The sequence below is a fragment of the Mitsuokella multacida DSM 20544 genome (assembly GCF_000155955.1).
GTDB classification, from domain to species: Bacteria; Bacillota; Negativicutes; order Selenomonadales; family Selenomonadaceae; genus Mitsuokella; species Mitsuokella multacida.
In genome coordinates this window covers 1,417,670-1,432,032 of sequence record NZ_GG697141.2, presented here as the reverse complement: position 1 = coordinate 1,432,032, position 14,363 = coordinate 1,417,670, and the positions used below count along the sequence as shown (strand labels likewise).

The following is a 14,363-nucleotide window of genomic DNA, read 5'->3' as shown; positions in this document are numbered from 1 at the left end:
TGTTATTCCTTTCGATTGTTGCCGTTTTCAGACAGCTGCGTTGCTCACGCCGATGCCCGACAGTGGGGACTTTCCCGTCCAGAAGGCCCTCCCCTGCCTGAAACCACTCTATTATCTTGCGCTTTTGAGAAGGTGATCCCTTGCTACAATACTTCATCCCGCGCAGGCAAGAAAAAACGGAGCCTGTCCCCACAGGGGGGAAGCTCCGCAGTGTCTGCGAAATCGATGCGCGCCATGGCAAACTGCCACGCACCATGCACCAACACGAGGACCGCGCTGAGATCATCCTCGTGACCGGCGGTCGCGGCAGCTTCAACATTGACACGGGCCATTACCTCGCTTCGCCGGGCGATGTGCTGTTCTTCGACAGCGGCATCCTGCACGACGAGACGACGATTGACGGAGACCTCGCCACCTCGTGCCTGGGCGTTTCCGATTTCCAGCTGCCGGGTCGGCGGGCAAATGAGATGGTAGGGCGGCTTTACGCCCCACAGCTCTCTCTCGACGCGCAGTTTGACGCTGTCCGCACGCTCTTTCACACCGCTGTGCAGTTGGCACTGGCCGGTGACGCTCCATGCGTACTCGACCAGCTCACCTGCGCCATCCTCTGCAAGCTCGACGAGGAACTCGCACGCCACGGCCAGCCGCCGCGCCCGCAGCAGGAATCCCTCGGGCTCACGGTCAAGGCCTATATCGACGCCCATTATCGCGAGAGCATCACCTTGCAGTCCATCGCTGCAGAACTGAACTTCAACCCCTACTACCTCGCCCATGCGTTCCGCGAGCACATCGGCTACTCGCCGATGCAGTATATCATCCGCCGCCGCATCGGCGAGGCCCAGAACCTCTTGATTGGCACGGACCGCAGCATAACGGAGATTGCCTTCTCCTGCGGCTACAACAATTCCAATTACTTCCAGAGCGTCTTCAAGCGCCTTGTCGGCATGACCCCCGGCCAATACCGACGCGATTGGGTCCAGAACGCCTTGCCGCAGACATGAAAAGAGCCCGCTCAAGAGCGGGCTCTTTTCATGCAGGCTGTCTCTTATGCGTGACAACGATGTAGATGCCGGCCATGATCATGATCATGCCGAAGAAGATGTGCAGCGTCATGGGCTCACCGAGGCAGAGGATGCCGCCGACGACGCCGACGACCGGCACAGCCAGCACGGCGACAGACGCCTTGCTGACCTCGATGTGCTGCAAGATCCAGCTCCAGAGGAAGAAGGCAAGTGCCGACGCCAGGACGCCGTTGTAGATCAGGCAGAGGACGGATTCCGCATTCCAGACGACCTCCCCCTGCGGCACGATGGCCGTGTAGACGAGCAGCGAGAGCGAGGCGCAGACCATTTGCCACGTCGTCAGAGAGATCGGGTTGACATCCGATAGCTTGAGTTTGACGAAGATACTCGCGAGGCCCCAGAAGACGGCACTCAGGAGGCCGATACAGATGGCCGTGGCATCGCCGCCCGCATGCACATCCATGAGGACAGCCATGCCGGCGATGGCCAGCACGATGCCCGCGCCCTTGCGCCAGGTCAGCCGCTCCCCGAGCAGGAAATGCGCCATGACCGCCGCAAAGACCGGCATGCTGTAGTTGAGCACCGAGACCATGCCAGCACCAAGCGTCAGCATGCTCGTCTGCGCCGCAATGTTGTTGAGCCCCATCTGCAGGATGCCCGTCAAGAAAATCCACGGCCAGTATTTCTTCTTCGGCAGCGGCAAGTGCAGCCAGAACCAGACCGACAGTAGCACGAGCGCACCGAACAGGAATCGGTATGCCACGAATGTGATTGGCGGAAAGAACGTGTTGGCCGTCTTCATGACGACCCAGTTCATGCCCCAGATCAGGTAAATCAAGCAAAGCGCCTTCGCCAAGGAAATCGCCTCCTATAGTCATGCCAAGATAATCAATATTTACTCCTTATGTTACCACGTCGCTCTAAAAATAAAATAACATTCTTGCTTTTTTCTACAACTATCCTGTCTTATCCAAAACTTGACAGCCCTCTATCGTCGTCGTATACTGAATTCATCAGATTGATGCGTATCAATATATCAAAACAAGGAGGTGTTCACAGATGGCTGCCAGTGAACCCGTCAAAGTCCTCAAAGCATTGGCCGATGCCAACCGGCTGCACATCCTCGAGCTCCTGGGGCGCGGGGAGCAGTGCGCCTGCGTGCTGCTCGAGGATCTGGCACTCTCCCAACCGACGCTCTCGCATCACATGAAGATTCTCTGCGATGCAGGGCTCGTCGCGAGCCGCAAGGAAGGCAAGTGGATCTACTACACGCGCCAGGCCAAAGCGCTCGATGAGATTGCCTCCTATCTCCAAGCACTCGGCCAGGATATCCCGACGAACAGTCCGACTGATGACTGCCGCTGCCGTTAATGACGGCAGTATTTTTTCGGTCTATATATTTACGAATTTCTATCTGTCTATTCATCCAGAGGTGTTTTCTATGCAACATGGACAAATGAGTGGCATCAACTTCTTTCAGCGCTATCTGACCGTCTGGGTGCTGCTCTGCATGGTCGTCGGCGTCGCCATCGGCCATTTCCTGCCCGCCGTACCTGCCTTTCTCGCGACATTGCAGGTCGACGGCATCTCCATCCCGATTGCCATCCTGATCTGGCTCATGATCTACCCGATGATGATGAAGGTCGACTTCGAGAGCGTCAAGGCCGTCGGCAAGGCGCCCAAAGGGCTCTTTGTGACCTGGATCGCCAACTGGCTCATCAAGCCGTTCACGATGTACGCACTCGCCTACGCTTTCTTCTTCATTGTCTTCCGCGCCCTGCTTCCCGATGACCTCGCAACCTCCTATCTCGCCGGTACTGTGCTTCTAGGCGCAGCGCCCTGCACGGCCATGGTCTTTGTCTGGAGCACGCTGACGCACGGCAATCCGGCCTACACAGTCATCCAGGTCGCGACGAACGACCTGATCATCCTCGTGGCCTTCGTGCCGATCGTCAAGTTCCTTCTCGGCGTCTCCCATGTCACCGTACCCTACGACGTGCTGTTTCTCAGCATCTTCCTCTTCGTCGTCATCCCGCTGATTGGCGGCATCCTCACGCGGCTCTCCGTCATCCGCCGCAAGGGGCAGGCGTACTTCGACCAGGTCTTCGTCCACCGCTTCGATGGCGTGACGACCTGGGGCCTGCTGCTGACGCTCGTCATCATCTTCAGCTCACAGGCACAGGTCATCCTCGAGAATCCACTGCACATCGTGCTGATTGCCGTGCCGCTGATCCTGCAGACCTTCCTGATCTTCGGCCTGGCCTACGGCACCTGCTATCTCTTGCACTTGCCATTTGCCATCGCCGCACCAGCCGGCTTCATCGGCGCCTCGAACTTCTTCGAACTCGCCGTCGCCGTGGCCATCGCGCTGTTCGGCGTGACGAGTCCGGCAGCACTTGCGACGACCGTCGGCGTGCTGACCGAAGTTCCCGTCATGCTGACTCTCGTACGCATCGCCAATGCGAGTCAGCAGTACTTCCGCAACTAAACATGGCAAAAAAATAAACCATCCGTATGGATGGTTTATTTTTTTGCAAGCGAATTGTCAAGCTAAGTGCAACACCTTTGAGAAATAGACCTCATATGGTGTTTTGTAGCCCAGGCACTTTCTGGGGCGCAAGTTCAGCTCATGGTACTTCCGTTGGATGTAATCCTCCGGCGTATCCGTGATGTCCTTGCCTTTCGGGAAGAACTCCCGTAGAAGCCCATTGGTGTTTTCATTGCTCCCGCGCTCCCACGGATGGTGTGGAGCAGGAAAGTAGAACGTCACACGTTTCAGCTCCTTTCTGAGCTGAGCATGTTTCGAGAATTCCTTTCCTCGATCCGGCGTGACCGACAAATGCGGCTGCCCCGAGAGCACCTCACACATCACCTTGTTGACTGCAGCAGCGGTCTTGCCCATGGCTTTTCCACCAAGCAAGTACCGGCTCTTCCGGTCCACCAATGTGACGAGGCATGCCTTTCCCTGCCTGCCCACTACGGTATCCGCTTCCCAGTGGCCTCGGACGGAACGGTTCGCCGCGCTGGCAGGACGATCTTCGATGGGGTGTGATATGACGAACTTACCACGACGCTCTTCCCTGCCTTTCTTGCGACGCCGTTTCCCGTGATGCCGTAGCTTCCGAAGTACAAACTTCGCTGAAGCCCCTGGCGGGTTCAGCAGGCCCGCGTGAATAGCACGGTAGATGGTTGGAACGCTGACAAGCCGACAGCCATGCTCCAGTTGGATTCGTCCAACAATCTCTTCTGGCGACCAGTGGTACTCCAAGATGCAGATCTGGATGTAGGAGTGTAGTGGTGCATGTTCAAGGCGCTTATGCGGACGACAGGCTTCCCTGCGCTGCTTGTAGAGTGCATGTGCAGTCAACGGGCAGTACGACATAGGTTGGCCAGCTGGAGCCGCATTGCGGCGAAGCTCACGCGAGATAGTCGACTTGCTCCGGTTCAGCAGATGGGCGATCTCCGTGATGGATCTGCCCTCAGCAAGAAAAAAGAGTATCTTTTCTCGCTCAAATGGTGTAAGATGTGTGTAGTGGCACATAGGCTCTCCTTTTGTTATAGGTAGTTCTTTTCAAACACCATTATAGCAAAGAAGTCTATGTGTCATTTTAATTTGGTTGTCTAGGAGCTGTTGCACTTAGATTGTAAATCCATCCATGAAAAACGTCATGCCTTGGCTGCGTTCTTCTGGCGCAGCTCGATGTAGGAGATAATCAGGTCAGCAGCGGCCTCGAGCGAGATCTTGCTCGTGTTGATCATAAGGTCGTAGTTCTGCGGGTCGCCCCAGGTGCGGCCCGTGTAATAGGCATAGTACTGCTCGCGATGCTTGTCCTCGGCGTCGAGGTCCTTGATCGTATGGCCGGCATAATGCGTCTTGGCGCGGGTCAGGCGGAACTCATCGTCGGCGTAGATGAAGAAGGAATACGTATTCGGATGATCCTTGAGGATGTAGTCGGCGCAGCGTCCGAGGAAGACAGCGCTGCCGTCCTCTTTCGCGACCTGAAGGATGACCTTGGCCTGCTCGATGTACATGCGGTTGTGCTGCGGCACGCGCTCGTAGGCGTAGTCGCCGAGGTTGCCGAGGCAGTTGTCCGGTGCATTGTAGGAGCGCTCGATGAGGTCGTGGAAGTTCGCCTCATCGCCGAGCTTCTCCGCTGCCATCGCCACGACCTTGCGGTCATAGCGGCGCACGCCCATTTTCTTCGCCACGAGATCAGCGACCTCGCGGCCGCCGCTGCCATACTGACGCGTGATCGTGACAAGAGTGTTCTTTTCCATAGTTCCCTCTCCTTCCAAATTTCAAAAACAAAGCCGGCCCATCCTTAGAACAAGCCGGCTGTACATATAGCAAATATCAGAGTTCGCCTTTTGCTTCACGAGCGACGAGGTCACGCATGATCTGCGGATAGACCTTGTCAAGCTTGTAGAAGAACAGGACGAGAAGCAGAACGGCCCAGACGAAGATCGGACCCCATTCGTAGATGGAGACGATCATGTTGATGACGTCCTGAGACTGAGCGACTGCACCCGAAGAAGAGGCAACATAGCCGACGTAGGAGAGCAGACCCGTGAGGGCTGCGCTCGTGAGGCCGGAACCGACCTTCGTGCCGACGGAGCCGCCGGAGAAGATCAGGCCTTCCTGGCGGATATGGGTCTTCCACTGGCCATATTCAACCGCATCGCCGAGGAAGCCGAAGATGACGGACTGGACTGGCGCAAAGCCGATACCACGGATCACGCAGCTGAAGACGACCCAATTGAAGTCTGTCGGATTCAGCAAGAAGATCACATGGCCGACGAAGCAGATGATGACACCATAAAGGCTCATGTTGCGCTTACCGAAACGCTTGAGGAGTCTCGGGCTGAAGACGGCCATGACGAAGATTGTGATGAGCGTCTCCAAGAGGTACAGGCCACTGTACAGAGAATCATCCATGAAGATGTATTTGCAATAATACGGCAGGATCGTACCGGTGATCGTGAAGATGACGTTCTGCATCATCCAGATGATCATGCCGGCCCAGAAGTATTTATTGACCGCAAGGCATTTGAGTGCTTTGCCGACCGGTACTTTCGCGACCTTCTTGCGCGCCTCGATGACGACGGTCTCTTTGCACTTCGAGAAGCAGAAGAGCAGGAGGAGCAGCGCGACGACAGCCCATACGCTCATGACCTCGACCCAGGCCATCTGGTTATCACCGAATACCTTGACGAGCGGCAGCGTGGCCGATACGGAAAGGATACGGCCCCAAGGGGACAGGCACATACGCGTGATGGAAAGCATGTCGCGTTCCTTCGAGGAGCGCGTCATCATCGCAGACAGCGAGCCGTACGGCAGATTGAGTGCCGTGTAGCAGACCGTCGTGCAGAGGTTGTAGGTTACGAACAGATATGCAAACTGCATCGCTGACGAACCTTGCGGTACCGTATAGATGAGGACGATAGAAATAGCGAATGGCACGCTCATCCAGAGAATCCACGGTCTTGATTTGCCCCACTTTGAATTCGTGCGCTCGACGATGAATCCCATGATGACATCAGAGAAACCATCGAAGCAACGGGAAATCAACATGACCAGACCGACCATAGCCGGATCGATGCCGGCGTAGTCGGTGTAGAAGAATGTCAGGATGCCCATTGCACCCCAGACAACGTTCTGTGCCGTATCGCCGAGGCCGTACGCAACACGCGTCAGCCAAGACAGATGCGCACCGGATTCAGCCGAAGCTGCTCCTGGATTACTCATTGTAAACCCCTCCCAATTGATTGAATGATACATGAACATATTCTTGTGGATGAGGTCGTGCCTCATCTCTATCTTTATCTATATACTATATTAATATTTTTCGAACTATTTAATCTATATTTTCTTGTTTTTATTGAGTATGTTATGATTTTCTTTTGCCTTATTCCTTAGTATTTTCAATACTTTCATGGCACTATTACCCCAACAGATAATTATCTTGCTATAAAATATTGTCTTTCCCTCTGCAAACAATAAAAAAGCGGTCAAAATCCTTCCATTTTGACCGCTTTTCTAGTAAATCTAAGCTCTCACCGCCAGTCAGCGAAGGCCGCTATGTGTCGTCAGATAGACGCCGGCGAATATAGCCGCTGCTCCGAGGAGCTCCTCGATGCCTATGATCTCGCCAAAGCAGAGGACTCCGCCAATCATGCCGACGACCGGCGTGATGTTCTGGAAGATTGAAGTAACGCTGGCCCCGGCGTTGTGCACACCGATGTTCCAGAACAACATGGCCATGATGCCGCCAAAGATGACAGTATAGAGAAAAGCAACCCAGAGCGAGGGCGTCAGCATGATGGGCGCAAACTGCCCCGTCGCCAATCCATAGCCCGTCACGATGAAGGCGCCGAAGAGCCCGGCCCAGCCCGTCGTCTGCAGCGCAGACATGCGCCGCATAATTTTCAGGGCAATCAGGGAATACGTCGTCCAAGCCACCTGCGCGAGCAAGAAGAGAATATCGCCCTCATTGAACGACGTCGTCTCGATGACGGCGAGTGAGCCGTGGCTGATGACGAGCAGAGCGCCGAGAAAAGACAGGACAATGCCACCCCAGGCCAGCAAGCTCAGCCGCTCGCGCACGAAGATGACCGCCATGAATGCCGTGATAGCTGGACTGGCCGCCGCAATCAGCGTGCAGTTCGTCACCGTCGAGATGGCCAGCCCCGTGAACTGCATGACATTGTTGAGGCCGATGCCTGTAGCCCCCATGAGGATGAGCCCGAGGACACAATCGCGCGGCGGCAGCAGATGCTCGCCGCGATAGACGGACAGTGCCAGGAGCGTCGTACCGATCAGGTAGTAGCGCATGGCCGTGATCGTCACAGGCGACCACACCCCCACGAGCCATTTGATGCAGAGCGGCTGGATGCCCCAGATGATGGTCGTCGCCGCCAACAGGAAATACGTCTTTCGTCTTGTCGCTTCATCCATTGAGACTCCCTCCTTCTGATATCTTCCGCCGATGGTTATTCAATGCCGGTCATTTATTCAATGCCGGTCATCAGGTAGACACCGAGGCAAGCAAAGACCACGAGCGTCTTCAAGAGCGTCAGGATCACGACGTCGTAATACGACTCGCGATGCGTCAGGCCGCAGACGGCCAGCAATGTGACGAGTGCGCCCGACTGCGGCACGGTATCGATGCATTCCGAGGCCATGCAGATGATGCGGTGCAGGACATCTGCGCTCATGCCAATCTGCTGCGCCCATGCCAGCCATTCCTGCCCGAGCATGCCGAGGGCAATCGTCATGCCGCCTGAAGAGGAACCTGTGACGCCCGTCATGATGCCCGTCGTCACGATGGCAGACATGAGCGGGCCATTGCCGAGGTGCAAGCTAAGCAGCGCGTCCTTGATGATTGCGAAGGCCGGCAGTGCCGCGATAACACAGCCATAGGCATAGCCTGAAGCCACGTTGAGGATGGCCGTCGTCGAGCCAATGGCACCCGTGTTGATGGGCTTCGCGAGACCGCCCTTGAGCTTCAAGCGTCTGCGGCCAATGACGGCTGCGGCGATGGAACTCACGATCAAGGCCGCATTGATGGACCAGATGGCCTGTACTTTATCGACACCGCCGGCGAGCAGGGACAGGTGCAGTGGGATGAAACTATCAAGGCTCTCAGGATCCCAGTGATACGCCCATTCCCAGTGGAATGGATTGCTGATCAGAAGATTCAGCACGATGACCAAGAGAAGTGGCAACGAGGACAGGCGCCAGTCCGGCAGGGCCTCCCGCGATTCCTCCGGCTCATTGAGCACGTGATGACCATAGCCTTCGCCCTTTTCCTTGAGTTTCTTGTGGCGATAACTGATCCAGCCCCAGGCCAGTCCGAAATAGAGCACGGCACCGATGAGGCCGAGCACCGGAGCCGACCAGGTCGATGTACCGAAGAACGACGTCGGGATGATGTTCTGGATCTGCGGCGTACCGGGGATGGCCACCATGCTGTAGGTGAAGATGCCCATCCACAAGAGGCCCGGCAGCAGCCGCTTCGGGATATCCGCCTGCTTGAAGAGGATGGCCGCGAACGGGTACATGACAAAGGCGACGACGAAGACAGACAGGCCGCCGTACGTCAAGACACCGCAGCCGAGCAGCACGGCCAGGATGGCCTTGTCGCGTCCCAGAGCGGAGACAATCTTGTCGGCCACAGCTGCCGCAAGTCCGCCCTGCTCCATGATCTTGGCAAAGACAGCGCCGAGCAGGAAGACGGGATAATACGTCTTGATGTACTCCGCGGCTTTCGTCATATAGATCTCACTGTAGACCGGCATGGAAGCGTGGCCGCTGCCGATGGCGGCGACGACGGCAAAAATCGGTGCGATGAAGATGATGGAATAGCCACGATACGCGAAGAACATCAAAAGTATCAGGCTGAAGACGATCATACTGATGCCCATAGGGATAATTCCTTTCTAGATGAATCCAAGGGAAGAGGTGAACCGGCAGAAAAAAAGGGCTCTCCTGCCCATGATGGACAGAAGAGCAGCTTTTTGAAAATCCAACGCCTTTTGGCAATCAGATATGTGCTTTTTCCTTGATGTACTTGCGAGCCTTGATCGCGTACTCGAGCGGGTTGGCTTTTGCCGGATCCTGCTCAGCTTCAACGATGAACCAGCCGTCATAGTCGCTGTCGTTGATGATGTCGAAGACCGGACCGAAGTCGAAGTCACCATCGCCCGGAACCGTGAACATGCCAGCGCGGACGCCTGCGAGGAAGCTCATGTTCTCTTCCTTGACCTTGTTGCGGATGTCCATGCGGATATCCTTGAGGTGCACGTGGCGGATGCGCGGCAGATACTTCTTGAGGATGTAGATCGGATCCTCACCGGAGCAGACGAGATGGCCCGTATCGTAGAGCAGGAAGACGAGATCCGGATCCGTCATCTCCATGAGGCGGTCGATCTCTTCCGTCGTCTGGACGCAGGTACCCATGTGATGATGGTACGTCATCGTCAGGCCGATCTTCTTGGCAACAGCGCCGAGCTTGTTGAGGCCTTCAGCGAGCGTCTTCCACTGCTCTTCCGTGTTATGCGGCTTATCGCGGAAAACAGCCTTGTCGAGCTTGCCCTGAACGCTCGTGCCCTGCTCTGCGACGTTGCAGAACTTCGCGCCCATGGCCTTGAGGAATTCGCAGTGCTTGATGAAATCCTTCTCCACCTGCTCATACGGCTGCGTGAGGAGGTAGGAGCTGAACCATGCGCTGGCGATCTGGAGTCCGCGCAGGTCGAGTGCCTTCTTGAGGACAGCTGGATCTTTCGGGTACTTGTTGCCGATCTCACAGCCCGTGAAGCCAGCCAGTGCCATCTCACTGACGCACTGTTCAAACGTGTTCTCTTTGCCGAGATCCGGCATGTCGTCGTTCGTCCAAGCAATCGGAGCGATACCAAGTTTGATATTAGCCATTTGATAAACCCCCAAAAATTATATTTATACAATAGGGCTGCCCTGCCGCCGAAGCGGCAGCTGCCCCTCATACACCAGGAAAAATCAATACTTACGAGCTGCGTCGTAATGCGGCTTCATGAGATTCTCGTAGCAGTCGTGGATTTTCTTGCTCTTCGAGACCTGTGCGATGCCGACACGCCACCAGTCACCGTAGCCATGAACCATCGTCTTCGGCATGACCTTGCAGTCGATGAGCGTCGAGACCTTCTGCTTCTTGGCATCCTCGATGGCGGCGATGAGCTCTTCCTCGGTATGTGCCGTGTAGCTCTTGCAGCCGTACGAAGCGGCATTCATCGCGAAGTCAACCGGTACATAGGCGCCGTCGAGCTGGCCCGTCTTCTCGTTGCGGAAGCGGAACTCCGTGCCGTAGCTGCCCTGGCCATGGCCGATCTCGAGGTTGTTGATGCAGCCGCCCTGCATGTTATCGAACACGATGACGTTGATCTTCTTGCCCTCAGCGATGGACGTCGGCAGTTCCGAATGGAGCATCATGTAAGCGTAGTCGCCGACGAGTGCATAGACCTCGCGCTCTGGCTCAGCGAGCTTGACGCCGAGTGCCGCATTGACTTCATAGCCCATGCAGGAGAAGCCGTACTCGACATGGTAGCTGCCGACCGTCTTCGGACGCCATACGCGCTGCAGATCGCCCGGCAGGGAGCCCGATGCACCGACGATGATGCCGTTCGGGTCCATGTGCTCTTCGAGCAGGCCGAGGACGCGCGTCTGCGGCAGCGTCTCGCCGACTGCTTCTTTGTATGCCTTTTCAGCTGCTTTGTAATCGAAGTCATCGTTGACTTCCGGCACGAAGTTGTCGCCGAACTGGATGTGGAAGACACGCTCGACTTCCTTCGTGTAAGCTGCCTTCGCTGCCTTGATGTCAGCGGCATACGCATCCGAGACATGGTAGCCCGTCTTGCCGAGCGCTTCGTCGAGCATCTCGAGAGCAGCACCAGCATCGCCGACGACCTGGATGCCATCGAGCTTGTAGGCATGGAAGCGGGAGACGTTGATGTTGACGTACTGGACGTTCGGGTTCTGGAAGATCCACTTGGAGGACGTCGTGAAGTCCGTGTAGCGCGTGCCGACGCCGATGACGACATCTGCATCTTTGGCGAGCGTGTTGGCTGCAAGGCCGCCCGTCTCACCGACGCCACCCATGTTGAGCTCATGCTCCCACGTGATCGTGCCCTTGCCGGCCTGCGTCTCGCCGAACGGGATGCCGTACTTCTCAGCGAACTTCTGGAAGACAGCCTCTGCCTCGGAGTACTTGACGCCGCCGCCGAAGATCATCAGCGGGCGCTCTGCCTTCGCGATGGCCTTGACGGCCTCTTCGATAGCGCGCTCGGACGGCTTGATGCGGTCGATGTGATGGACGCGCTTCTGGAAGAAGTAATCCGGATAATCCCAGGCCTCACCTTCGACATCCTGCGGCAGAGCGATGCAGACAGCACCCGTCTCGGCCGGGTCCGTCAGGACGCGCATCGCGTTGATGCAGGCCGTCATGAGGACTTCTGGACGCGTGACGCGATCCCAGTACTTGCAGACTGCGCGGAAGGCGTCGTTCGTCGTCGTCGTCAGGCTTACCGTCTGCTCCATCTGCTGGAGTACCGGGTCCGGCTGGCGGTCAGCGTACGTGTCGCCCGGCAGGAACAGGACAGGGATGCAGTTTGCCGTAGCCGTAGCAGCTGCCGTGACCATGTTGGCAGCGCCTGGGCCGACAGAGGACGTGCAAGCGTACATCTGCTTGCGGCGCTTCTGCTTCGCAAAGCCCATTGCTGCATGTGCCATGCCCTGCTCATTGCGGCCCATGCGCATGATCAGGTGGCCCGGGTCCTCTTCGAGGGCCTGGCCGATGCCGATGACATTGCCATGGCCGAAGATGCCGAAGATGCCTTCGAACATCGGCACTTCTTTGCCGTCAAACTCTACATACTGATTATTGAGGAACTTCACGAGAGCCTGTGCTACCGTGAGTCTGATTGTCTTAGCCATTGGAATACCCTCCACTATGCCACGTTTATGCACGTTGCGGATCTATCATTTCTTGTGCGGCTGCCAGATCTTCGAGTCAGCATCCGGCTCAAGCAGCCAGGTGTGCTCCGGCAGGTCGTTGCGCGTCTTCTTCCACGGATCACCGTCGAGATGGCGGATCATCCAGCTGTACCAGATGGCATAGCCCGGTGCAGCGCACTGCGGATGCATGTAGCCACCCGAGATCTCCGACCAGGTGTTGTCCTCGATCTTGAAGACGTTATCGCCGATGAAAGCACAGCCGAAGCCCTGCGGGCGATCGACTTTATAGGTGTAGACTTCCGGCTGCGGGTGATTGTGCGGCGTGTAGCCCGTCCAGCAACCCGGCGTCATGATGACTTCACCGTTGACCATGTTGGAGTACGGCGCATTGTCGTAGTCGAAGATCGTGCGGACCGTGCGCTCCGCCGTACCCTGCCAGACACCGCCGCCAAAGACATCCGCCTGGACATCCTTCGGGCGATAGAAGACCGGTGCGAAGTCGCGGTCGTTGATGGTCTTCTGGATCAGGAGCTCCGATTTCTTCAGCGCCTTGACGACGACCTTGACGCCGTGCGGCACGTGCAGGCAGTACGGGTTCTCATCGAGCAGCGACTCGCGGTGCATGATCTCTTTCTGACCATTCCACGCGATCTCTACATCGCCCGTCGTGATGACGAATGCCGTCTCCTGGAGCGGGTCTTCGAACTCGACGATCTCGTTCTCGTCCATCTCCTGATAACCGATATCCATGAGCATATCGCTCTCGCGCGTCGTCATTGCATTGTAGCCGTGCTTGAGCTGACCTAAGCGACCGAATCTCATAATGCTGCCTCCCAATCCAATTCCGTGATGACTTTCTCGTCTTTATGCTCCTGCATGAATGCATCAATCTGCTCGACCGTCTGCATTGCATCCGAGCAGCTGTGGCTGGCAACGACCATAGCGGCGTGTGCCGTGCCGTGCTGCAGGGCCTGCGGGACCGTCCAGCCTGCGAGCAGGCCATAGACGAAGGCGCTGCCGTAAGCATCGCCGCCGCCGAACGACTTCAGGAGCTTGATGTGGTACGACTCGACCTTGTAAGCCTTCTTGTCAGCCGTGTAAGCGATCGAGCCCTTCTTGCCGTGCTTGATGATGACGATCTTAGCGCCATGCTCGATGTACTTCTCAGCGATGACGTGATCGGCCGGCTCCGTTGCCTCCTCGTCGAGGCCTTCCGTGAGGTTGACCTCATCGCGGGAGCCGATGATGACATCCGCCATGCTCGCGAGCAGCGAGTAGTAGATCTGGATGTCTTTCTTGCTGCGCCAGCTGTACGGACGGTAGTCGATATCGAAGATGACGCGCGTGTTGTGCTTCTTTGCATACTGGACGGCCAGCAGGCAGGCCTCGCGCGACGGGCTCTTCGAGAGTGCCGTGCCAGAGACGATCAAGATCTTGCTGTCGGCGATGTACTGCTCATCGACATCTTCCGGCGCGATCTCGAGGTCAGCGACCTGGTCGCGGTACATCAGGATGCTCGACTCCGTCGGGCTCTTAATCTCCGTGAACGTCAGGCCCATGCGCTCGCCGTTCTTGGCGCGCGTCATCTGGGACGTGTCGATGCCGCGCTCATTGAAGTAATTGAGGACAAAGTCGCCGAACTGGTCGTCGGATACACATCCAATAAAGCCAACCTTTTTGCCCAATTTGTTGATACCGACGGCCATGTTGCCCGGCGAGCCGCCCAGGTACATGGAGAAGGTCTTGACCTTGTCCAAGGTGCGGTTCAGTTCATTCGGATTGAAATCCAGCGTGACGCGGCCGATCAGCACGACGTCGCGTTTCTTGTTTTCATCAAAGCTAATGAGTGCCATTTC

Annotated in this window: 13 protein-coding genes; 3 read left to right on the top strand and 10 right to left on the bottom strand. The window is 56.7% G+C overall.

From position 1 onward, the window contains the following. Positions 1 to 254: 254 nt before the first annotated feature. A complete protein-coding gene (locus tag MITSMUL_RS06585; protein WP_005841121.1) occupies positions 255 to 1,001 on the top strand; it encodes a helix-turn-helix transcriptional regulator in 747 nt (248 codons plus the stop codon). Positions 1,002 to 1,029: 28 nt separating this feature from the next. Here MITSMUL_RS06585 and MITSMUL_RS06580 read toward each other — a convergent pair whose 3' ends face one another. Then, positions 1,030 to 1,878, bottom strand: coding sequence for a DMT family transporter (locus MITSMUL_RS06580; RefSeq protein ID WP_005841119.1), 849 nt, complete (start codon positions 1,876 to 1,878; stop codon positions 1,030 to 1,032). A gap of 203 nt (positions 1,879 to 2,081) precedes the next feature. Here MITSMUL_RS06580 and MITSMUL_RS06575 point away from each other — a divergent pair, with 203 nt between their 5' ends. Both MITSMUL_RS06575 and arsB read left to right on the top strand, forming a co-directional pair. Beyond that, a complete protein-coding gene (locus MITSMUL_RS06575) occupies positions 2,082 to 2,393 on the top strand; it encodes an ArsR/SmtB family transcription factor (protein WP_005841118.1) in 312 nt (103 codons plus the stop codon). Positions 2,394 to 2,478: 85 nt separating this feature from the next. Further along, the gene (gene arsB / locus MITSMUL_RS06570; protein ID WP_282676547.1) at positions 2,479 to 3,510 is read left to right on the top strand and encodes an ACR3 family arsenite efflux transporter; all 1,032 of its coding nucleotides are present in this window, start codon (positions 2,479 to 2,481) and stop codon (positions 3,508 to 3,510) included. Between the two features lie 57 nt (positions 3,511 to 3,567). On the opposite strand, the gene MITSMUL_RS06565 is transcribed toward arsB, so the two are convergent. The 9 genes from MITSMUL_RS06565 to iolC form a co-directional block, all read right to left on the bottom strand. Continuing rightward, entirely contained in the window at positions 3,568 to 4,563 is a 996-nt protein-coding gene (locus MITSMUL_RS06565) for an IS30 family transposase (protein WP_005841114.1), read from the bottom strand. Positions 4,564 to 4,688: 125 nt separating this feature from the next. Further along, entirely contained in the window at positions 4,689 to 5,300 is a 612-nt protein-coding gene (locus MITSMUL_RS06560) for a cytidylate kinase-like family protein (protein ID WP_005841112.1), read from the bottom strand. Between the two features lie 76 nt (positions 5,301 to 5,376). Further along, positions 5,377 to 6,768, bottom strand: coding sequence for an MFS transporter (locus tag MITSMUL_RS06555; protein WP_040635639.1), 1,392 nt, complete (start codon positions 6,766 to 6,768; stop codon positions 5,377 to 5,379). A 318-nt stretch (positions 6,769 to 7,086) separates the two neighbouring features. Next, positions 7,087 to 7,977, bottom strand: coding sequence for a DMT family transporter (locus tag MITSMUL_RS06550; protein ID WP_005841107.1), 891 nt, complete (start codon positions 7,975 to 7,977; stop codon positions 7,087 to 7,089). A gap of 53 nt (positions 7,978 to 8,030) precedes the next feature. Beyond that, complete coding sequence (locus MITSMUL_RS06545) at positions 8,031 to 9,446, bottom strand: GntP family permease (RefSeq protein ID WP_005841105.1); 1,416 nt, start codon at positions 9,444 to 9,446, stop codon at positions 8,031 to 8,033. Between the two features lie 118 nt (positions 9,447 to 9,564). Next, on the bottom strand, positions 9,565 to 10,452 hold the full coding sequence (iolE, locus tag MITSMUL_RS06540; RefSeq protein ID WP_005841104.1) for a myo-inosose-2 dehydratase: 888 nt from the start codon (positions 10,450 to 10,452) through the stop codon (positions 9,565 to 9,567). Positions 10,453 to 10,536: 84 nt separating this feature from the next. Beyond that, positions 10,537 to 12,486 carry a 3D-(3,5/4)-trihydroxycyclohexane-1,2-dione acylhydrolase (decyclizing) gene (gene iolD / locus MITSMUL_RS06535; RefSeq protein WP_005841103.1) on the bottom strand — a complete coding sequence of 650 codons (1,950 nt, stop codon included), beginning with the start codon at positions 12,484 to 12,486 and terminating at the stop codon, positions 10,537 to 10,539. A 45-nt stretch (positions 12,487 to 12,531) separates the two neighbouring features. Then, positions 12,532 to 13,329 carry a 5-deoxy-glucuronate isomerase gene (locus MITSMUL_RS06530; RefSeq protein ID WP_005841102.1) on the bottom strand — a complete coding sequence of 266 codons (798 nt, stop codon included), beginning with the start codon at positions 13,327 to 13,329 and terminating at the stop codon, positions 12,532 to 12,534. Then, positions 13,326 to 14,360: a 5-dehydro-2-deoxygluconokinase gene (gene iolC, locus MITSMUL_RS06525; RefSeq protein WP_005841101.1), complete on the bottom strand. Its 1,035-nt coding sequence runs from the start codon at positions 14,358 to 14,360 to the stop codon at positions 13,326 to 13,328. The genes MITSMUL_RS06530 and iolC overlap by 4 nt, the downstream gene beginning before the upstream one ends. Positions 14,361 to 14,363 lie beyond the last annotated feature (3 nt).